Source organism: Dyella kyungheensis, from assembly GCF_016905005.1.
Lineage (GTDB): Bacteria > Pseudomonadota > Gammaproteobacteria > Xanthomonadales > Rhodanobacteraceae > Dyella > Dyella kyungheensis.
Genome location: NZ_JADIKC010000003.1, coordinates 649999 through 668790, shown reverse-complemented (window position 1 = coordinate 668790; position 18792 = coordinate 649999). Strand labels below are relative to the sequence as shown.

General features: G+C 66.3%; 19 protein-coding genes and 1 tRNA gene. 5 read left to right on the top strand and 15 right to left on the bottom strand.

The window, feature by feature from the left end:
- The first annotated feature begins 29 nt into the window (after positions 1 to 29).
- A complete protein-coding gene (phoU, locus tag ISP20_RS07690) occupies positions 30 to 764 on the top strand; it encodes a phosphate signaling complex protein PhoU (protein ID WP_204635463.1) in 735 nt (244 codons plus the stop codon).
- 102 nt (positions 765 to 866) lie between these two features.
- Here phoU and sugE read toward each other — a convergent pair whose 3' ends face one another.
- The 4 genes from sugE to rnr form a co-directional block, all read right to left on the bottom strand.
- Complete coding sequence (sugE, locus tag ISP20_RS07685) at positions 867 to 1190, bottom strand: quaternary ammonium compound efflux SMR transporter SugE (protein WP_204635462.1); 324 nt, start codon at positions 1188 to 1190, stop codon at positions 867 to 869.
- Between the two features lie 127 nt (positions 1191 to 1317).
- Positions 1318 to 1605, bottom strand: a complete 288-nt coding sequence (locus tag ISP20_RS07680) for a CBU_0592 family membrane protein (RefSeq protein WP_204635461.1) — start codon at positions 1603 to 1605, stop codon at positions 1318 to 1320.
- Complete coding sequence (gene rlmB, locus ISP20_RS07675; protein WP_204635460.1) at positions 1602 to 2348, bottom strand: 23S rRNA (guanosine(2251)-2'-O)-methyltransferase RlmB; 747 nt, start codon at positions 2346 to 2348, stop codon at positions 1602 to 1604. Before rlmB ends, ISP20_RS07680 begins: the two co-directional genes overlap by 4 nt.
- Entirely contained in the window at positions 2345 to 4939 is a 2595-nt protein-coding gene (rnr, locus tag ISP20_RS07670) for a ribonuclease R (protein WP_425490791.1), read from the bottom strand. The genes rlmB and rnr overlap by 4 nt, the downstream gene beginning before the upstream one ends.
- Positions 4940 to 5087: 148 nt before the next feature.
- On the opposite strand from rnr, the gene ISP20_RS07665 reads away from it, so the two are divergent.
- Positions 5088 to 5172, top strand: a tRNA-Leu gene (locus ISP20_RS07665).
- A gap of 70 nt (positions 5173 to 5242) precedes the next feature.
- On the opposite strand, the gene ISP20_RS07660 is transcribed toward ISP20_RS07665, so the two are convergent.
- From ISP20_RS07660 to ISP20_RS07610, 11 genes are all read right to left on the bottom strand, one after another.
- On the bottom strand, positions 5243 to 6796 hold the full coding sequence (locus ISP20_RS07660) for a ThiF family adenylyltransferase (RefSeq protein ID WP_204635459.1): 1554 nt from the start codon (positions 6794 to 6796) through the stop codon (positions 5243 to 5245).
- Positions 6793 to 7035 (bottom strand): MoaD/ThiS family protein, encoded by a 243-nt coding sequence (locus ISP20_RS07655; RefSeq protein ID WP_204635458.1) that lies wholly within the window; start codon positions 7033 to 7035, stop codon positions 6793 to 6795. Before ISP20_RS07655 ends, ISP20_RS07660 begins: the two co-directional genes overlap by 4 nt.
- The gene (locus tag ISP20_RS07650; RefSeq protein WP_204635457.1) at positions 7032 to 7631 is read right to left on the bottom strand and encodes an NTP transferase domain-containing protein; all 600 of its coding nucleotides are present in this window, start codon (positions 7629 to 7631) and stop codon (positions 7032 to 7034) included. The genes ISP20_RS07655 and ISP20_RS07650 overlap by 4 nt, the downstream gene beginning before the upstream one ends.
- Positions 7628 to 8113, bottom strand: a complete 486-nt coding sequence (moaC, locus tag ISP20_RS07645) for a cyclic pyranopterin monophosphate synthase MoaC (RefSeq protein ID WP_204635909.1) — start codon at positions 8111 to 8113, stop codon at positions 7628 to 7630. Before moaC ends, ISP20_RS07650 begins: the two co-directional genes overlap by 4 nt.
- An 87-nt stretch (positions 8114 to 8200) precedes the next feature.
- Positions 8201 to 9247: a GTP 3',8-cyclase MoaA gene (moaA, locus tag ISP20_RS07640; RefSeq protein ID WP_204635456.1), complete on the bottom strand. Its 1047-nt coding sequence runs from the start codon at positions 9245 to 9247 to the stop codon at positions 8201 to 8203.
- A gap of 1 nt (position 9248) precedes the next feature.
- The gene (locus ISP20_RS07635; protein ID WP_204635455.1) at positions 9249 to 10451 is read right to left on the bottom strand and encodes a molybdopterin molybdotransferase MoeA; all 1203 of its coding nucleotides are present in this window, start codon (positions 10449 to 10451) and stop codon (positions 9249 to 9251) included.
- Between the two features lie 52 nt (positions 10452 to 10503).
- Positions 10504 to 11604 carry a molybdenum ABC transporter ATP-binding protein gene (modC, locus tag ISP20_RS07630; RefSeq protein WP_204635454.1) on the bottom strand — a complete coding sequence of 367 codons (1101 nt, stop codon included), beginning with the start codon at positions 11602 to 11604 and terminating at the stop codon, positions 10504 to 10506.
- Entirely contained in the window at positions 11597 to 12280 is a 684-nt protein-coding gene (gene modB / locus ISP20_RS07625; RefSeq protein ID WP_204635453.1) for a molybdate ABC transporter permease subunit, read from the bottom strand. Before modB ends, modC begins: the two co-directional genes overlap by 8 nt.
- Before the next feature lie 8 nt (positions 12281 to 12288).
- Positions 12289 to 13065 (bottom strand): molybdate ABC transporter substrate-binding protein, encoded by a 777-nt coding sequence (gene modA, locus ISP20_RS07620; RefSeq protein WP_204635452.1) that lies wholly within the window; start codon positions 13063 to 13065, stop codon positions 12289 to 12291.
- Between the two features lie 58 nt (positions 13066 to 13123).
- Positions 13124 to 13462: a DUF7009 family protein gene (locus ISP20_RS07615; protein WP_204635451.1), complete on the bottom strand. Its 339-nt coding sequence runs from the start codon at positions 13460 to 13462 to the stop codon at positions 13124 to 13126.
- Positions 13463 to 14713, bottom strand: a complete 1251-nt coding sequence (locus ISP20_RS07610; RefSeq protein WP_204635450.1) for a molybdopterin molybdotransferase MoeA — start codon at positions 14711 to 14713, stop codon at positions 13463 to 13465.
- A 261-nt stretch (positions 14714 to 14974) separates the two neighbouring features.
- Between ISP20_RS07610 and ISP20_RS07605 the strand changes: the two genes are divergently transcribed.
- The 3 genes from ISP20_RS07605 to ISP20_RS07595 are packed head-to-tail and all read left to right on the top strand — an operon-like array spanning position 14975 to position 18697.
- Complete coding sequence (locus ISP20_RS07605; protein WP_204635449.1) at positions 14975 to 16630, top strand: OFA family MFS transporter; 1656 nt, start codon at positions 14975 to 14977, stop codon at positions 16628 to 16630.
- Positions 16631 to 16643: 13 nt separating this feature from the next.
- Positions 16644 to 17144 carry a formate dehydrogenase subunit gamma gene (locus tag ISP20_RS07600; RefSeq protein WP_204635448.1) on the top strand — a complete coding sequence of 167 codons (501 nt, stop codon included), beginning with the start codon at positions 16644 to 16646 and terminating at the stop codon, positions 17142 to 17144.
- Positions 17141 to 18697, top strand: a complete 1557-nt coding sequence (locus ISP20_RS07595) for a formate dehydrogenase beta subunit (RefSeq protein WP_204635447.1) — start codon at positions 17141 to 17143, stop codon at positions 18695 to 18697. Before ISP20_RS07600 ends, ISP20_RS07595 begins: the two co-directional genes overlap by 4 nt.
- Positions 18698 to 18792: the final 95 nt, after the last annotated feature.

Sequence of the window (18792 nt, the reverse complement as noted above, 5' to 3'; positions counted from 1 at the left end):
ACCTCACCCTCCATTGATAGGGACTCCCCATGAGCGGCAGCAGCAAAGAACACATCATCAAGAGCTACGACGACGAGCTGACCCGCCTCACCGGCGAAATCGTCCGCATGGGCGAGCTTGCGGTGAGCCAGCTGGAAGCAGCCATCGACGTGATCGACCGCCGTGACGAGCGCGCTGCGCAGCACGTGGTCAACAACGACGACGCCATCGACCTGCTCGAACAGGAAATCAGCCACGACGTGGTACGCCTGCTCGCGCTGCGCGCGCCCATTGCCGGCGACCTGCGCAATGTGTTCGCGGCGCTGCGCATCGCGGCCGACATCGAGCGCATCGGCGACTACGCCGCCAACGTGGCCAAGCGCTCCATCCCGCTGTCGATGGTCGCTCCCATCGCACCGACCAGCGGCCTGGGCTACCTGGCCGAACTGGCCGCGCAGGAAGTGCGCGACGTGCTAATGGCCTATCGTGACCGCGATGCCGAACGCGCCTATCAGGTGTGGAAGGACGATGCGGAGCTGGACGAAGCCTATACCGGCTACTTCCGCCAGCTGCTCACCTACATGATGGAAGACCCGCGCAACATCACGCCCTGCACGCACCTGCTGTTCATGGCGAAGAACATCGAGCGCATCGGCGACCACGCCACCAACATCGCTGAAAGCATCTGGTATCAGGTCAATGGCGAGCCGCTGACGGCGCAGCGTGCCAAGCGCGACTTCACCTCGAATCCGGAACTGACCAAGCTGGGCAACAAGCCCGAGTAAAGCGACATCTGTAGGAGCGCACCCTGTGCGCGACCGTCCCGTTGCGGTGTTCCGCTCCGTGCCGGTCGCGCACAGGGTGCGCTCCTACAACATTTTGATTACTCAGTGCGCGCCGCCGGTGAGCTTCAGCCCCACCATGCCCAGCACCACGAGCCCCACGCAGGCCAGCCGCAACGGCGAGGCCGAATCGCCGAACAGCACGATGCCGAGGATCACCGCGCCGACCGCACCGATGCCGGTCCAGATGGCGTAAGCCGTGCCGATCGGCAGCGTCTTCACCGCCATGCCCAGCAATACGATGCTGGCAACCATGGCCGATGCCGTGATCACGCTGGGCAACGGGCGCGTAAAACCTTCGGTGTATTTCAATCCAATCGCCCAGACCACTTCGAGCAATCCGGCGAGCATCAGATAAATCCAGGGCATGACGCGCTCCTCTGGATGAGAGCAGGGCCGTCCCTGCCGAAGACACTTGCGTGCGGGGCCGTCCCCGCAGACCGGCCCCATTGCAGGACCGGTCCATGCATTCTACGGGCCGCGCATGAACCTCACGTCACGAGGTGAACTTGTCGCCCAGTTCGCGTGCTTCGCGACGCGCACGCGCCGAGTGCACGATGCCGAACAGGCCGATGACGATCCACGCCACCTGCATCAGGAACGCCGGCCAGTTCATCGCCACGCCGAACACCAGCGACAACGCCACGCCCAGCGCGCCCAGCACATTCATCAGCTGATACAGCAGCCCGTTGCCGTGCAGCTTGCGGGCCTGCAACAGCAGGAAAGCCAACAGCACCAGCACCACGCCGATATAACCGGCCCAGTCGTGCCACAGGAAGGTCATCGCTTTTCACTCCTTTGCCGCAAGGCCTCGAACAACACCACGCCCGTCGCCACGGACACGTTCAAGCTTTCCATCACGCCCGGCATCGGGATCTGCGCCACGAAATCGCAGGTCTCGCGGGTCAGGCGGCGCATGCCCTCGCCTTCGCTGCCCAGCACCAGCGCAACCGGGCCGCGCATGTCGATGGTGTAGACCGAGGTCTGCGTATCGCCGGCCAGGCCGGTGATCCACACGCCGGCATCCTTCAGGGTGCGCAGTGCACGGGCCAGATTGGTCGCGGCAATCAGCGGCACGCGATCGGCACCGCCAGCCGACGCACGCCGCACCACCGGGGTGAGACCCACCGCGCGATCCTTCGGCACGATCACCATAGTCGCGCCCGCCGCCGCCGCGCTACGCAGGCAGGCACCGAGGTTGTGCGGATCGGTGACGCCATCGAGCACCAGCACCAGCGCGTTCTGCCCGGCCTCCGCCAGCAATCGTTCGATATCGTTCTCGGAACCCATCGGCGGCGCTTCGTAACGCGCCACCACGCCCTGGTGGCGCGCTTCGCCCGAGACGCGATCGAGTTCCTCGCGCGACCGGTGGTGCACGGGAATGTTCAGGGCCTTGGCGCGCGTCGCCAGCTCCTGCACGCGCGCATTGCGCTGGCCCTGCTCCACCAGCACTTCGCGCACGCGCGTGGCGTCGTTGCTCAGCGCACCTTCGACCGGGTTGATCCCGACGATCCAGCTATCACTCATTTTTTGCCTTTGCTCTTGCCGGCCCCTCGGGCCTTGGAGACCGCCTTGGATGCTGCAGCCTTGGCCGCATTGAACTTGCCCTTGGCGGCCGATTTGGCCTTGGCCAGCATGCTCTTGCCGCCGGCCGGTTTCTTCCCGGCCACGGGCGCTTCGACCGGAACGGGCGCGCGCGATGGCTTGGGTCCGTCATTATCGCGTGTGGCAGGCCGTGCTGTCCCCTTGCCGCCCTTGGGCAACGAGTAGCGGTCCCCGGCGGCGGCATAGTTGTAGCGGCGCTCGCCGGTCGGCGGTGCAGCGCCTTCCTTGCGCGGCGCCACCAGGCGGAAGTCGATCTTGCGGTCTTCCAAGCTCGCGCGCAGCACCTGCACCCGCACGTGATCGCCGAGGCGGAACTGCGCACCGCTGCGCTCGCCCTTCAACAGGTGGCGCACCGGATCGAAGTGGTAGTAGTCGTTGGAGAGCTGGCTGATATGCACCAGACCCGACACCTTCGACTCGTCCAGTTCGACGAACAAGCCGAACGAGGTCACGCCGGTGACCGTGCCCGCGAATTCGCTGCCCACGTGCTTGGACATCCAGGCGCACTTGAAACGCTCGTCCACGTCGCGCTCGGCTTCTTCCGCGCGACGCTCGCGCTGCGAGCAATGCACGGCCATGGCGGCCATTTCGCTGGGGCTGTAGTTGTACGCGGTGGGCTTGCCGCCCGAGATCGCGTAGCGGATCGCACGGTGCACCAGCAAATCGGGATAACGGCGGATCGGCGAAGTGAAGTGTGCGTACGCTTCCAGCGCTAGACCAAAGTGGCCGCGGTTGTCCGGCTGATAGGCCGCCATGCTCTGCGACCGCAGCAGCACGGACTGGATCAGCTCGCGCTCGGGACGGTCATGCACCAGGCGCAGGATGTCGGCGTAGTCGCCCGGCGTTACGTCTTCGACCGGCGGCATGCGCAGCTTGAACTCGCGCAGGAACTGCTGCAGGTCTTCGTACTTCTCGGCCGGCGGTGGCTCGTGCGCACGGAATAACGCGGGGATCTTCTTCTTTTCGAGGAACAGGGCCGCCTGCACGTTGGCGGCGATCATGCATTCCTCGATCAGCTTGTGCGCGTCGTTGCGCTCGGTGGCGCCCATGGTTTCCACTTCGCCGCGCTGGTCGAGGCGGAACTTCACCTCCGGCGTTTCGAAGTCGATCGCACCACGGCGTTTGCGCTGCGCCGCCATCAGTTTGTAGAGGCCGTGCAGATGTTCGATCTGCGGCATCACGTCGGCCAATTCGTGGCGAGCATCGGCATCGTTGAGGCCGATCGCCTGCCACACGCGGTCATAGGTGAGGCGCGCATGCGAACGCATCACCGCGTTGTAGAACTTCGAGCGGACGACCTCGCCTTCCTCGTTGATGACCATGTCGCACACCATGCACAGGCGTTCGACCTTGGGGTTCAACGAACAGATGCCGTTGGACAACGTCTCCGGCAGCATCGGCACCACGAAGCCGGGGAAATAGGTCGAGGTGCTGCGCTCGTAGGCTTCCTTGTCGAGCGCCGAGCCCACCTTCACGTAATGCGACACGTCGGCAATGGCGACCACCAGGCGATAGCCGCCGCCACGCTTGGGCTCGGCGAATACGGCATCGTCGAAGTCGCGCGCGTCGGCGCCGTCGATGGTAACCAGCGGCGTCGAGCGCAGATCCACCCTGCCCTCGCGTTCGGCCGCCGTCACCTGCGGCTCGACCTGGGCGGCATCGCGAATCACCGCGTCGGGCCAGTCGTGTGGCAGGTCGTGGCTGGCGATCGCCATCTCGACCAGCAGCGACGGCTGCAGGCGCTCGCCCAGCACGGCGCGGATGGCGCCCATCGGGCCGCGATGCGGCGTCGGCGGGTCGGTGATCTCGGCCACCACGATTTGCCCGGAACGGGCGCCCATGTCCTGGCCGGGCACGATCATCACGTCCTGGTGCACGCGGCGGTCGTCGGGCGCCACCAGGGTGACGCCGTTTTCGATCACCACGCGGCCCACCAGTCGCGGCGAACGGCGCTGCAATACTTCGACGATGGCGCCCTGCTTGCGACCGCGGCGGTCGATGCCGACCACGCTGGCCAGTACCCGGTCGCCATGCAGCACGGTGCGCATCTGCTGGGGCGAGAGATAGAGATCGTCGCCGCCGCCATCGGGACGCAGGAAGCCGTAGCCTTCCGCGTTGGCGAGCACCACGCCTTGAATCAGGTCCAGCTTGTTGGCCGGCGCATAGCCGCCGCGACGTCCCAGCAGCAGCTGGCCATCGCGCACCATCGCACCCAGGCGTTTGCGCAGGGCGTTGAGTTCCTGTTCGTCGAACAGCGACAGCGCTTCGGCGATGCGCGCCTCGGTCAGCAGTTCGCCGCGTTGTTCGAGCAGCGCGAGGATCGCCTCGCGGCTGGGGATGGGTCGCTCGTAGCGCTGCGCCTCCCGCTCCGCGTGCGGATCGCCCACGACGCCTTCGCGCGGCCTGGCCGGATCGACGGCCGAACGGCGAACGCGGCCACTGCCGCTACCCGGCGCCTTGGAGCCCCGTTTGCCGTCCTGCTTGCTGTCGCGCGGTTCTTTTTTTCTGGTCACTTCCTATGCCTTTTTAGTTGTTTTATGGGGCTTGCGAACCGGAGGAGACGCGGTCCGATAAAAATATCCGTGAAAGGATAGTTGACAACCCACCGACACATGCCTAATCTACGCGGCTCACGCAGCCCAAAAAGCTCACGTGACACCTGCCCAGGTGGCGGAATTGGTAGACGCACTAGTTTCAGGTACTAGCGGGTAAAACCGTGGAGGTTCGAGTCCTCTCCTGGGCACCAATTGTAGACGAAGCCCGCAGCGATGCGGGCTTTTTCGTTTCCGGCGTTTACGCTTGTGCGCCGCGCGCGCTCATCCGGCCACGCGCAGCGCGTTGAGTCCGCCGGCCAGCGAATACACGTTCTGCATGCTTTCGTCGCGCAACAGACGCGCGGCATGACCGCTGCGCCGGCCGCTGGCACAGACCAGCAGATAGCGACCGTCGGCGAATTCGCCGGCTCGCTCCATCACTTGCGCGGAAGGCACCTGCAGTGCGGCAACCACCGGCATGGGATCGCTCGCCCACTCCTCGGCATTGCGCACATCGACCAGGCGGAAGCCCGCGGCGACGGCATCGTCCAGTCGATCGAACGCCAGGTCGATGGCTTCCTCGTCGACCGCCCGGGCCAGCGCTCGACGCGCCACCGCGACGCAGCCGCCGTGCGCGACGCAGCCGTTCGCCGCATCGATCGGCAAATGCTGGATGCTGAGATCGATCAGGTTCACCAGCGACAGCGCGCCCGCATTCGGCTGCGGCAAACCCAGCAGATATTTCAGCGCCTCGGTGGCCTGCATGGCACCGAGCACGCCGGGCACCGGACCCAGCACGCCCGACAGCGTGCAGCTGCCCACCGCTTCCGGTGCCGGCTCCTGCGGCCACAGGCAACGCATGCACGGCGTACCCGGCTGCGCCGCTACAAACTGCAGCTGCCCTTCGTACTGATAGATGCTGGCGAGGATCAGCGGCGTCCCGCTGACGACGGCGGCGTCGCTGCTCAGATAGCGGCTGCGCATGTCGTCCGTGCATTCCACCACCAGATCGAACTGGCCGAACACCTCGACCGCGTTGGCAGCAGTCAGTAGCTCCTTCCAGATCCGCACGTTCACCGTGGGGTTGAGTGCGGCCACGCGACGCGAGGCCAGCTCGGCCTTGTACTGGCCGATGTCGCTCGCGTTGTACATGGTCTGCCTATGCAGGTTGCTGGCATCCAGGCGGTCGCCATCGACGATGCCCAGCGTGCCGATGCCGGCGCCGGCGAGATAGCTGATCACCGGGCAACCGAGTCCGCCCGCACCGATCACCAGCACGCGCGACGCCGCCAGCTTCGCCTGTCCTGCTTCGCCCACGTCGCGCAGACGCGTCTGGCGCGAGTAGTCGGGCACGAAAGGCTGGGTCTGCGCATGCTGGTGATGGGCGTGATGATCCTCGTGCTCGTGTTCGCGATACACATGGGTGCACGCCACCCAGTCCGATTCGCCGGTGACGTAGTGCTCCTTCTTCCAGATCGGCAGCCGGTGCTTGATCTCGTCGATGATGTAGCGGCAGGCGCGGAACGCTTCGTCGCGGTGCGGCGCCGAAGCACCGACCCATACCGCCATGTCGCCGATCTTCAGGTCGCAGGTGCGATGCACGCAGCGTGCGTCGGTGACGCCGTAGCGTTCGATCGCCTCGGCGACGATGCGCTCGCCTTCGGCGATGGCAAGTTCGGCATAGGCTTCATACGACAGCCCGTCGACCTCGCGCCCTTCGTTGCTGTTGCGTACCCAGCCTTCGAACGCGCAGTAACCGCCGCTCGCCGGATGGCGAAGCCGGTCGCGCTGGCCGGTGGTATCGACGGCCGCGCCGGAAAGTTCGAACCGGCTCATCCGCCTGCCACCGGTGGAATGAAAACAATGGTGTCGCCGTCGCGCAGCGGGCGATCCCACGCGCTGAACTGGGCGTTCACCGCCACCTTCAACGCATCGGCCGCCAGCGAAAAACCTCGCGCCACACGCAGTTCCTCGTACAGATCGCGCAGCGAGCTGGCCCCCGTGGTGAACTGCTCGCTGCTGGTGCCGGCCTGCTCGCGCAGTTGCGCGTAGTACTGGAGATTCACCACCGTCATGCCAGGGACTCCAGACGTTGTTGCATGGCTTGCCGTTCCTCGGGCGTGTTGACGTTGTCCAGCGCATCGCCCGGCGCGGGCAGCAAGACGATGCTCGATTGAATCAGCGCCTTGCGCGGGCAGTAGCTGCCGTCCTCGTAGCGCTGCCGCAGCAGCGCGTGGCTGCGCGGCTCCCAGATCGCGCACAGCGGTTCGGGCAGGCCGTCGTGGCTGCTGGCGAAGACGGTGGCATCGACCAGGGGATCGCGTGCATCGATCAGGCGACGCAGCGTGTCGTGGTCCAACAGCGGCAGGTCGCAGGCCAGCACCAGCCAGGCGGCATCGGGATGGCGATCCTGTGCGGACAGGATGCCCGCGGCGGGTCCGATGGCGTCGTAGCTGTCCACGATCTGCGGCAGGCCGGCGCGCAGGGCATCCTCGCGCTGGCTGTCGCGCACCGAGACGAAGGCGCGCTCGGTCAGCGCTTCGAGCAGGCGCCATGCGCGCAGCAACTGCGGTTCGCCGCGATAGGCGAGCGCGGCCTTATCCTGGCGCATGCGCTGACTCGCGCCGCCGCTCAACAACAGGCCGTAAAGCGGAGCCGGTGTATTGCTCATGCTGTCTCCGTACTGCCGACGTCGTGCTTGCCGCCGGTCTTGGAAATAAGTCTCAGGTCGGCAATGACGATGTCGTGCGACATCGCCTTGCACATGTCGTAAATGGTCAGCGCGGCGATGCTGGCACCGGTGAGCGCTTCCATTTCCACGCCGGTACGGCCGCTGCACGACACGGTGCAGTCGATCAACGCGTCCACGCCTTCGATGCGGATGCGCACGTCGCACTTGTCGATGCTCAGCGGATGGCACAACGGGATCAGTTGCGGCGTCGCCTTGGCGCCCATCACGCCGGCGATCTGCGCCACCGTGAGCACGGCGCCCTTGGGCGTCACGTAGCCGGCCTCATGCAGGCGCTGCGCGACCTCGGCCGGAAACGTCACGCGTGCCCGCGCCTGCGCGGTGCGATGGGTGATCGCCTTGGCGCCGACGTCGACCATGCGCGGCTGCTGGTCGTCGCCGACGTGGGAAAGCTGGGTGGGTATCGCGGTCACGGCAAACTCCGGGGACGTGGCTGGATTATCGGTCGAGTCGCGACGGCAAGGATGAAGAAATCGTGTTGTTCCCTGCCCTCAGCCACCGATGTAATGCATCTCGATCTTGCGAGGCGCCTTGCCATGGTGTTCGGCCCGCTCTTCGCTGTAGCGGTCGCGGCGGCGCAGCCACACGTCGCGCAGCAGCTCGGTCAAGGCCTGGTCACTGGTGCCGTCGCGCAGCGAATGGCGCAGGTCGGTGCCGCGCGTGGCGAACAGGCAGGTGTACAGCATGCCTTCGGAGGAAAGCCGCGCCCGCGAGCAGCCCCCGCAGAACGGCTGGCTGATGGACGAGATCATGCCGATTTCCCCGGCACCGTCCTCGAAGCGGTAACGCGTCGCCACTTCGCCGGCATATTTCGGCGGCAGCGCCCGCATCGGCCACTGCGCGTGGATCCGCTCCACCAGTTCGGCGGATGGCACCACCGCGGCCGGGCGCCAGTCGTTGCGGTTGCCCACGTCCATGTACTCGATGAAGCGCACCACGACCCCGCTGCCGCGGAACCGCTCGACCAGATCGATCACCGTGTGTTCGTTCACGCCCCGCTGCACCACCGTATTGAGTTTCACGCCATGCGGGAAACCGGCTGCCTGTGCGGCTTCGATGCCGGCCAGCACATCGTCCAGCGCACCGCGGTTGCCGCTCATGCGATGGAACAGCGCGGGATCGAGCGTATCGAGACTGACGGTGACGCGATCGAGGCCGGCATCGCGCAACTCGCTCGCATGTCGCGCCAGCAGCACGCCGTTGGTGGTCAGCGCCAGATCGTTGATGCCCTCCAGCCGCCGCAGGCGTGCCACCAGATCGGTCAGGTGCGGACGCAGCAAGGGCTCGCCGCCGGTGAGGCGCAACTTGCTGACGCCCAGGGTGGCGGCCAGCCGGCATAAACGCTCCATCTCGTCGAAGCTCAGGCGCTCGTCGTTGCGCAGGAAGGTGAAGTGCTCGCCATAGGTCGATTCGGGCATGCAATACGGGCAGCGGAAATTGCAGCGATCCATGACCGAGATGCGCAGGTCGTGCAACGGCCGGCCGAGCTGGTCGACCGGCAGTGCGGTGCGTTCGTTGAGACTGTCGATCGCGCTCATCTCACCACCGATAAAACGTTGCGACGGTGCCGGCAGGCGCCTTGCCCTGGCCCGACGGCAACTCGATGAAACCATGCGTGCGCGGCAGCGACGAGAAGTCCCCCGAGGTCCTGGAAGGCACCGGATAGGCCATCGACCGCCCTGACGCATCCGTCTGCACGCGGGCCGGCACGAAACTCACCAGCGTCGGATTGATATCGACCTCACTGTCCAGCACCACGTGTTCCGGTGCAGATACGGGTATGCCCTGCGCCGCCAGCAATGCGGGCCGCGCATAGCGGGTGGCGCAGACCAGCGCCGAGACCGGATTGCCGGGCAACGCAAACACCGCCTGCCCGCGTGGCCCGATGCCGAACCACATCGGCTTGCCGGGCTTCTGCGCAATGCGATGGAACACCTTGCGCACGCCCTGCGCCGCCAGCGCCGCGGGTACATAGTCGCGCTGTCCCATCGACACGCCGCCGGAGAGCAACAACACGTCGTGGCGATCCAGCAGCTCGGCGATGCGTTCGCGCGTGGCCGCTTCATCGTCGACGATATGTTCCATCGCCACTCGCGCAAAACCTTCCAGGCGCAGCATCGCTCGCACGGCGGTGTCGTTGGAGCGGCGAATCTGTCCTTCGCCCAACGGCGCGTCCACGTTCACCAGTTCGTCGCCGGTGGAGACGATGGCGATCGACGGCATCACCGCAACCTCCACCTTCGCCACGCCATTGGCCGCCAGCAAGGCCATTTCCGCCGGCCCCAGGCGCATGCCGGGCGACAGCAGCAGGCTTCCCTGCGCGCAATCGGTGGCCTGCCGATGGATGAACTGGCCGGCCTGAGGTTGGCATTCGTCGGACAGCAGGTAGTCGCCGCCGTCGCGCCGCAGTTGCTCGATCGGAATCACGCAATCGCAGCCGGCGGGCAGCATCGCGCCGGTGGTGACTTCCAGGCAGGCGTCGCCGGAGGGAAGCGACTGTCTGGGCATGCCGGCCATCTGCGCGCCCGCTACGGCCAGGCGGCGCGGCATGCCCTGGGACCAGCGTGTGGCGATGCCGTCCATCATCACCCGGTCGAACGGCGGATGATCGTGTTCGGCGCGCACCGCTTGGCGCAATATTCTTCCGACGGCCTCATCCAGGGGCACAAGCTCGCTGCCAAACGGAGGCATATGTTCGGCGATCAGGGCTTCGGCCTGGCTGACGCTGGTCAATTCGCTCATGGTCTGATCATGCAAAGAGTGGCGACCGCATGGGTCGAGCATAGCGCCTCATTCAAACCCCCAGTGCAACGGCTTTTACCTGCGCCCACGCCTCGCTGCCGGGAGCCAGCCCCAGCGCGTGCCATGAGCGGCGGGTAATCCGTGCCAGCAGCACGCAGCCGCCCGCATCGAGCTGCACCAGGACCTGCGCAGGATGGTCCGCATCGGCCACGGCGATGATCCGGCAAGGCAGTTGATTGAGCGCGCTGGTGCCTGTCTGGGGCAGCCTGGTCAGCACCACGTCGCGGGCGCCGATACGGCATCGCAGTCCCTGCCCCACGCTTTCGTGGCGATAAGGCAGCCACAGGCGACCGCCCGGGAAATCGAGTTCGATCAGCTGGTCGTGGGCGTCGTAACTCACCACCCGGCCCTCGATCACCGCGCCCAGGGCTTCGCCCAAGGCAGGCGGCAGGTCCAGTCGCGCCAGCGTGTCCTGCAGCGCGCCCTGGGCCACCACATGGCCCGCTTCCAGCAAGACCAGATGGTCGGCCAGCCGGGCCACCTCGTCCACGTTGTGGCTCACATAGATCATCGGTACCTGCAGCGTGCCGTGCAGGGATTCCAGGCATTCGAGCAGGTCGGCGCGCGCGGCACCGTCGAGCGCGGACAGCGGTTCGTCTAACATCAGCAAGGCGGGATCGGACAGCAACGCCCGCACCATCGCCACCCGCTGCCGTTCGCCGCCGGACAGCGCGTCGACGCGACGCTGCAGCAGCGGCCGCACGCCGAAGCGGTCGATCAGGCCGTCGCGATCCAGATGGGACGGTCGCCCCGCGCGGCGATAGCCGAAATCGAGATTGCCGGCCACGCTGCGATGGGTGAACAGGCTGGGCTCCTGGAACACGTAACCGATGCGGCGCCGATGCGGCGGCACGAACAGGCGATGCGCACTGTCCTGCCATGCGGTCTGCCCAAAGCTCACCCGCCCGATGGCGTCGCGCTCGATGCCGGCGAGTGCGCGCAGGCAACTGCTCTTGCCGGCGCCGGACGGTCCGAACAAGGCGGTGACGCCCTTGGGCGGCAGCGTCAGATCGATATCGAAGGCGAGCGCGCCACGGCGCCAGGCGAGCTTGGCAGCCAGGCCGTGCGAGGTGCCGGCGTGCGGCTCAGTCACGCGCCGACCTGCGGGTACGCAGCAGCGACATGGCGAGCAATGCCGCGAAGGAGACCGCCAGCAGGCACAGCGAAAGCACATTCGCCTGGTGGTATTCGCCGGCCTGCACATGATCGTAGATGCGCATCGAAAGCACGCGTGTCTGTCCGGGAATATTGCCGCCGATCATCAGCACCACGCCGAACTCGCCCACGGTGTGCGCAAAACCGAGCACCGCGGCCGTGACCACGCCCGGCCAGGCCAGCGGCAAGGCCACGCTGAAGAATCGATCCAGCGGGCCGGCACGCAAGGTGGCCGCCACTTCCAGCGGGCGGTTTCCCACCGCATCGAACGCGTTGTGCAGCGGCTGCACCACGAACGGCAGCGAATAGAGCATCGACGCCACCACCAAGCCCTTGAAGGTAAATGGCAGCGCCGCCAGCCCCAGCGCGGCCAACGCGCGCCCCACCACGCCGTCAGGACCGAGCAACATCAGCAGATAGAAACCCAGCACGGTGGGCGGCAGCACCAAAGGTAACGCCACCACGGCAGCGATGGGGCGCCGCCAGGGCGAACGTGTATGCGCCAGCCACCAGGCCAACGGCAGGCCCAGCAGCAGCAACAGCAGCGTCACCGTGGCCGCCAATCGCAGCGTCAGGCCCAGCGCTTCGATGTCCGCTTCCGTCAGCAGGGCCATGGTGGCGCTCAGTGCGCGGCGTCCGCCGGCAGCTCGAAGCCGTAGCGCGAGAGGATCGCCTTGGCCGGCGCGCTCTGCACGTAACGCGCAAAGTCTTGCGCCAGCGCATTGCCGGCGCCGCGCTGGGTGATCACGAAGCTCTGCTTGAGCGGCTCGTACAGCGACGGCGGCACCGACGCAAAACTCCCCTTCGCGGGCGAACCCAACACCAGCGATTCGGCCACCAGGCCGACCTGCGCGTTGCCGCTCTGCGCGAACTGCGCGGTCTGCGCGATGTTGTCGCCAAACACCAGCCGCGATTGCACCTGGTCCCAGATGCCGGCCGCGCGCAGCGCCTGTTCGGCGCGCTTGCCGTAGGGGGCATGCTGCGGGTTGGCGATGGCGATGCGACCGAACTTCGCCTGCGCCAGATCGGCCACCTGCACGCCCTTCATGTCGATGCTCGCGCTCCACATCACCAGGTGGCCCAGCGCATAAGGCACGGGTGTTCCACTGGCCTTGCCATGCTCCACCAGTTGCTGCGGATAACTGCTGTCGGCCGAGAAAAAGATCTCGAACGGCGCGCCCTGTTCGATCTGCGTCAGCAGGTTGCCGGAGGAGCCATAGGTGACGTCGATGCGGCTGGCGGGATGGTCGTGGCGATACGCCGCCACCACTTCGTCCAGCGCCTGATGCAGATCCGCCGCCGCCGCCACCGTGATGTGCGCATCGACCGGCGCCGCCGGCGCGACGGAGGCGAACACCGAACTCACCAGCAGCAAGCCCTGCCATAGCCGACGCATCATCGTGTCACTCCTGTCGTGCCGTTCATGGGGCGGCCGAGCGTAGCCCAACCTTTGTGTCTCAAGCGCGACGATGGCGCACGCTGTCACGCACGTCCACATCGAAGCGCAATTCCAGCGGCTCGCCCTCGCCGCTTTCCAGTTCGAACAGCAGGCCTTCGCGCGTGGGCAGCCGGGCAGCGTGCGCGCGCACGTCGTCCAGCGGCAGATCGATCGTCCATGCATCGGGCTGTCCGCCAAAACGCGCGGCCGCACCCGGCACTGCCCTGAGCGTGCAGGAAAGCGTCATGTCGCGGGTGAAGCGCGTGCTCGCCTGCAAGGGCCGCTCGGTCAGCAGCTGGGCCAATTCGTCTTCGTTGACTCGCACGCGAAGGCTCTGGTTTTCGATCTGCAGTTTCATCTATCGCGCTCCCGCTGGATGGTTTTGCCCGAACACCAGGGTCTCCGGCTGCAGGCCGACGACCTCTACCCGGGCGTCGCCCGGCACGTCGCCCGACAGCAGCACCCATGCGTTCGCCTGCGCAAACGGCTGGATGCGAAACGGTTGCTGCTGAGCCAGCACGTGGGCGTGCAGACGGCCGTCGCTGCCCGGCATCACCGTTGCGCACAGAAAATGCAGCAAGCCGCCTTTCGCCTGCTGCGGCGCATCGAGCACCGCCTGCCATGTCCGCTCGGGCACCTGCCCGCGCATGGCTCGCAACACCGGGGCAACGAAGAAGCGCAGCCCCACGGCGACCGCCATCGGCGTGCCCGGCAAGGCAAACACCATCGCATCGCCCAGCATGGCCGCCAGCTGCGGCTTGCCCGGACGGATGGCGACCTTGTGGAACAACACCTGTGCGCCAAGTTCCAACAGCGCATCAGGCACGAAATCGTAGCGTCCCATCGACACCGCACCGGTGCTGACGATGAGATCGGCGGCGGCCTCGCGTGCACGCTGCACGGCAGCCACGAAGGTAGCGCTGGTGTCGTCGACCGTCTCGCAGCAACACACCTGTGCGCCCATCGCGGCGAATGCAGCGGCAAGGTACGGGCCGTTGGAACCGTAGATCTGGCCGTCCGCCAGCGGCTGCGCCAGATCGGCCTGCAACTCCTTGCCGGTGCAGATGACGGCGACGCGCGGCGGGCGAACCACCTGCACCTGCGCCACGCCAAGCGCAGCCAGCAGCATCACGTGGTTGGCTTCGACGCTTGTGCCGGCCTGGATCGCCACCGCAGCCTTGGCCACATCGCTGCCGGCATAGCGTACGTTCGCCTTCGGGTTCAGCGTGTCGAGCAGCCGGATGCGCGCCGGTGAACCATCGTCCTGCCGCGCTAGCAGCTCGGTGCGCTCGACCGGGACGACGCTGTCGAGTCCCTCGGGCAACCGCGCCCCCGTCATGATTTCCCAAGCCATGCCTTGGGAGTTGCACGAAGCATCGCCCGCCGCCTGCGATCCGTGCACGGCGTGCTCCGTACCCTCCGCCAGCGTCTGTCCGGCGTGCAACGCGTAGCCGTCCATCGCGGAGTGATCGAACGACGGCAGGTCCATTGGACTCACCACATCGGCGGCGAGCACCTTGCCCAGGGCATCGGCGGTGGCGCAGGAAACCGCGTCCAGCCGTCGGGCCTGTTGGAGTAGCGCAAACAGGGCGTCATCGTAACCAATCATGCTGAAGCTCGGCCTGGCCTATCGCGCGTAGGAGTCATGTCATCACATGCTCGGTGTGAGCACGGTGACATTGCAAGCGTTGCTTGCGCGCTGATTGTCACAATCCGTTGCGCCGCAGCAACAAGGTGGGTTCCACCTTGGCATAGTGCAGGTTTAAAGAACCGTGTTCGACCATCGTCGGGTGGCGCGTCCGACCGAGGGGCTCTACACATCGCGCAGATGCTCGGCCGGGGGGCCGGGCCATAACCGGGGGAGATGCTCATGGTGGGTGTATCTGAAACCGATGTACTGACGGGGGACGGAGGGAACGCCTCCGTGCTGTCCAGAGAAAGCACCATCGCCGGGCCGCGATTCAATCGCTGGCTGGTACCGCCGGCCGCATTGGCCATCCATCTCAGCATCGGCATGGCCTATGGCTTTTCGGTGTTCTGGCTGCCAATGACCAAGCTGGTCACGGAAGCCGATCCGGCGACCTGCGCCAAGCTGGGTTTCCTGGCCCAGCTGTTCACCACCGCCTGCAACTGGACGGTGCCCTCGGTCAACCACATCTTTGAAACCTTCATCGCCATGCTCGGCATTTCGGCGGCGATCTGGGGGGCGTGGCTGGAACATGCCGGCCCGCGCAAGGCCGGCTTCATCGCGGCGCTGTGCTGGGGCGGCGGCCTGGTCGTGGGCGGCATCGGCGTATCGATGCATCAACTATGGCTGGTGTACCTGGGCGCAGGCGTGCTCGGCGGCATAGGGCAAGGCCTGGGTTACATCACACCCGTATCGACCTTGATCAAATGGTTCCCCGACCGGCGCGGCCTCGCCACCGGCTTCGCCATCATGGGCTACGGCGGCGGCGCGATGATCGGTGCGCCCCTGGCCGTGGCGCTGATGAAGAAGTTCTCGCATGGCGACGTGCCGGGCGTGTCGTCCGCGTTGATCTGCATGGGCGTGATCTACCTGGCCGCCATGATGGCCGGCGCGTTCGGCTTCCGCGTGCCGCCGTCGGGCTGGCGCCCGCTGGGCTGGACTCCGCCCGAAGGCTCGACCAACAAATTGATCACCCATCGCCATGTGCACCTCAACCGCGCCTGGAAGACGCCCCAGTTCTGGCTGATCTGGATGGTCTTGTGCATGAACGTCACGGCCGGCATCGGCGTGCTGTCGATGGCCAGCCCGATGTTCCAGGATGTGTTCGGCGGCAAGCTGCTCGGCCTGGATGCGAGCACGGTATTGAGCACCGCGCAGAAGGCCGCCATTGCAGCGTCGGCGGCGGGACTGGTCGGCCTGATCAGCCTGTTCAACAGCCTGGGACGCATTGCCTGGGCCTCGACCTCGGACTTCATCGGCCGCAAGACCACCTACTTCATCTTCTTCGCCCTGGGCATCGTGCTGTATTGCACGCTGCCCACGCTGGGACACATGGGCATGGCCGGTGCGTTCGTGATCGCCGTGTGCGTGATCCTGTCGATGTACGGCGGCGGCTTCGCCACGGTGCCGGCGTATCTGTCGGATATCTTCGGCACGCAGATGGTGGGCGCGATTCATGGCCGCCTGCTCACGGCGTGGTCGGTGGCGGGCATCGCTGGACCGTTCCTGATCGCCGCAGTGCGGCAGGCGCAGTTGGATGCGGGCGTGGCCAAGAACCTCGTCTACGATCGCACGCTGTATATCCTTGCGGTCCTGCTGCTGGTGGGCATGATCTGCAACCTGCTGATCAAGCCGGTGAAGGAAAGCGCCTTGATGACCGACGCCGAGCTGGCGCACGAAAAGTCGCTGCAGCGCGAATCCGCGTTCACCTCGGCGAGCGCACAGGACGCAGCGCGTGGCGGTTTCGGTGGGCTGGGCCTCGTGGCCTGGGCACTGGTTGGCATACCCTTCCTGATCGGCGTATGGATAGCGATCACCAAGGCCGCGGCCTTGTTCTGACGATGGTGGAAACATGAAACGCGCGGCTACTGGCTCATCGCTACCCGATATTCCCGAGTCCGTGCGGCTCGTGGTACTGGACGTCACCGGGCGCCTGAAGGATCTTCCGGGCGCCCTGCTCCCGGTGCTTCACGGCATTCAGGATGCGCTGGGATATGTCCCTGAGGCCGCCGTGCCCCTCATCGCCCGCGAGATGAATCTCTCGCGGGCCGATGTGCATGGCGTGATCAGCTTCTATCACTACTTCCGGCAGCAGCCGGCGGGCAGGCACGTGATTCATCTGTGCCGCGCCGAGTCGTGCCAGGCGATGGGCGCCGTCACGCTGGAAAAACACGTCAAACAGCGGCTGGGCGTAGACTTTCACGAGACGACCAAGGACGGCGAATACACGCTGGAGCCGGTCTACTGCCTGGGCAACTGCGCGTGTTCGCCGGCCATGATGGTGGATGGCGAGTTGAAGGGCCGGGTCACGCCTGAGCGGTTCGACGCATGGCTCGCTGCGGAGGCTTCATGAGTTTCACTGTGTATGTGCCGCGCGATGCGAGTGCCCTCTCGTTGGGTGCCGAAGCTGTGGCCGTGGCCATCGCCGAGCAGGCGGAGCGGCGCGGCCTTGACATCGCCATTGTCCGCAACGGTTCTCGCGGCATGTTCTGGCTGGAGCCACTGGTCGAAGTGGTTACGCCGGCAGGGCGAGTCGCCTACGGCCCGGTACAACCCGACGACGTAACCGCACTCTTCGACGCGGATTTCCTGCACGGCGGTGCCCACGCACTCTCGCTCGGCCCCACCGAAGACATCGCGTATCTGAAGAACCAGCAACGCCTCACCTTCGCGCGCGTCGGCATCGTCGATCCGCGCAGCCTTGACGACTACCTCGCGCATGGCGGCTATCGCGGACTCGATGCGGCCTTGCGCATGAGCGATGCGGAAATCGTGCAGACCGTGACCGATTCGGGCCTGCGCGGCCGCGGCGGCGCCGCCTTCCCCACCGGCATCAAGTGGAAGACCTGCCTCGACGCCAAGGCCGTGCAGAAGTACGTGGCCTGCAACGCTGACGAAGGCGATTCGGGCACCTACGCCGACCGCATGATCATGGAAGGCGATCCGTTCGTGCTGATCGAAGGCATGACCATCGCCGGCATCGCCGTGGGCGCGACGCGCGGCTATATCTACCTCCGCGTCGAATACCCGCATGCACATCGTGCCCTGAACGCCGCCATCGCCATCGCCGAAGCGAACGGCTACCTCGGCGACGATGTGCGCGGCAGCGGCAAGGCCTTCCACCTGGAAGTGCGGCTTGGCGGCGGCGCGTACATCTGCGGCGAAGAAACCTCGATGCTGGAATCGCTGGAGGGCAAGCGCGGACAGGTTCGCGTGAAGCCGCCGCTGCCGGCCATCCACGGCCTGTTCGGCAAGCCCACGGTGATCAACAACGTGGTCACCTTTGCATCGGTTCCGATCATTCTGGACCAGGGCGCGGCGTTCTATCGCGACTACGGCAGCGGCCGCTCGCGGGGCACCTTGCCGATCCAGCTCGCCGGCAACCTCAAGCGGCCTGGACTGATTGAACGTGCCTTCGGGCTGAGCCTGCGCGAACTGATCGAAGGCTATGGCGGCGGCACGGCCAGCGGGCGCCCGGTACGCGCCGTGCAGGTGGGCGGTCCGTTGGGTGCCTATATTCCGGCCTCGCAACTCGACGCACCGATCGACTACGAAGGCTTCGCCGCCATTGGCGGCATGCTTGGCCACGGCGGCGTGGTGGTGTTCGACGACACCGTGAACATGGCGGCGCAGGCGCGCTACGCGATGGAGTTCTGCGCGATCGAATCGTGCGGCAAATGCACGCCGTGCCGCATCGGTTCCACCCGCGGCGTGGAAGTGATCGACCGCCTGCTGGCCAGCGACAACGCCGGACGCCAACGCGACGAAGTGCTGCTGCGCGACCTCTGCCAGACCATGGTGGCCGGCTCGCTGTGCGCCCTCGGCGGCATGGCGCCCTTCCCCGTGCTCAGCGCGTTGGATCATTTCCACGAAGATTTCGCGGGCTCGGCTGAGCCGGTGAACTGAGAGCCCGTGCCATGCCTCGCGTAAACGCCGCCGCATTCCTCACCGTCATTCCGGCGCAGGCCGGAATCCAGTGGCGGGAGTGTGCGGTTATCGCG

Excerpts from the sequence above, each read along its gene's own strand:
- phoU (WP_204635463.1), top strand. The coding sequence starts at position 30 with ATGAGCGGCAGCAGCAAAGAACACATCATCAAGAGCTACGACGACGAG.
- moaA (WP_204635456.1), bottom strand. The coding sequence starts at position 9,247 with ATGAGCGCGATCGACAGTCTCAACGAACGCACCGCACTGCCGGTCGAC.
- ISP20_RS07655 (WP_204635458.1), bottom strand. The coding sequence starts at position 7,035 with ATGACGGTGGTGAATCTCCAGTACTACGCGCAACTGCGCGAGCAGGCC.
- modA (WP_204635452.1), bottom strand. The coding sequence starts at position 13,065 with ATGATGCGTCGGCTATGGCAGGGCTTGCTGCTGGTGAGTTCGGTGTTC.
- ISP20_RS07650 (WP_204635457.1), bottom strand. The coding sequence starts at position 7,631 with ATGAGCAATACACCGGCTCCGCTTTACGGCCTGTTGTTGAGCGGCGGC.
- sugE (WP_204635462.1), bottom strand. The coding sequence starts at position 1,190 with ATGCCCTGGATTTATCTGATGCTCGCCGGATTGCTCGAAGTGGTCTGG.
- rlmB (WP_204635460.1), bottom strand. The coding sequence starts at position 2,348 with ATGAGTGATAGCTGGATCGTCGGGATCAACCCGGTCGAAGGTGCGCTG.
- ISP20_RS07615 (WP_204635451.1), bottom strand. The coding sequence starts at position 13,462 with ATGAAACTGCAGATCGAAAACCAGAGCCTTCGCGTGCGAGTCAACGAA.
- ISP20_RS07595 (WP_204635447.1), top strand. The coding sequence starts at position 17,141 with ATGAGTTTCACTGTGTATGTGCCGCGCGATGCGAGTGCCCTCTCGTTG.
- ISP20_RS07600 (WP_204635448.1), top strand. The coding sequence starts at position 16,644 with ATGAAACGCGCGGCTACTGGCTCATCGCTACCCGATATTCCCGAGTCC.
- ISP20_RS07610 (WP_204635450.1), bottom strand. The coding sequence starts at position 14,713 with ATGATTGGTTACGATGACGCCCTGTTTGCGCTACTCCAACAGGCCCGA.
- ISP20_RS07635 (WP_204635455.1), bottom strand. The coding sequence starts at position 10,451 with ATGAGCGAATTGACCAGCGTCAGCCAGGCCGAAGCCCTGATCGCCGAA.
- ISP20_RS07660 (WP_204635459.1), bottom strand. The coding sequence starts at position 6,796 with ATGAGCCGGTTCGAACTTTCCGGCGCGGCCGTCGATACCACCGGCCAG.
- ISP20_RS07605 (WP_204635449.1), top strand. The coding sequence starts at position 14,975 with ATGGTGGGTGTATCTGAAACCGATGTACTGACGGGGGACGGAGGGAAC.
- ISP20_RS07680 (WP_204635461.1), bottom strand. The coding sequence starts at position 1,605 with ATGACCTTCCTGTGGCACGACTGGGCCGGTTATATCGGCGTGGTGCTG.
- modB (WP_204635453.1), bottom strand. The coding sequence starts at position 12,280 with ATGGCCCTGCTGACGGAAGCGGACATCGAAGCGCTGGGCCTGACGCTG.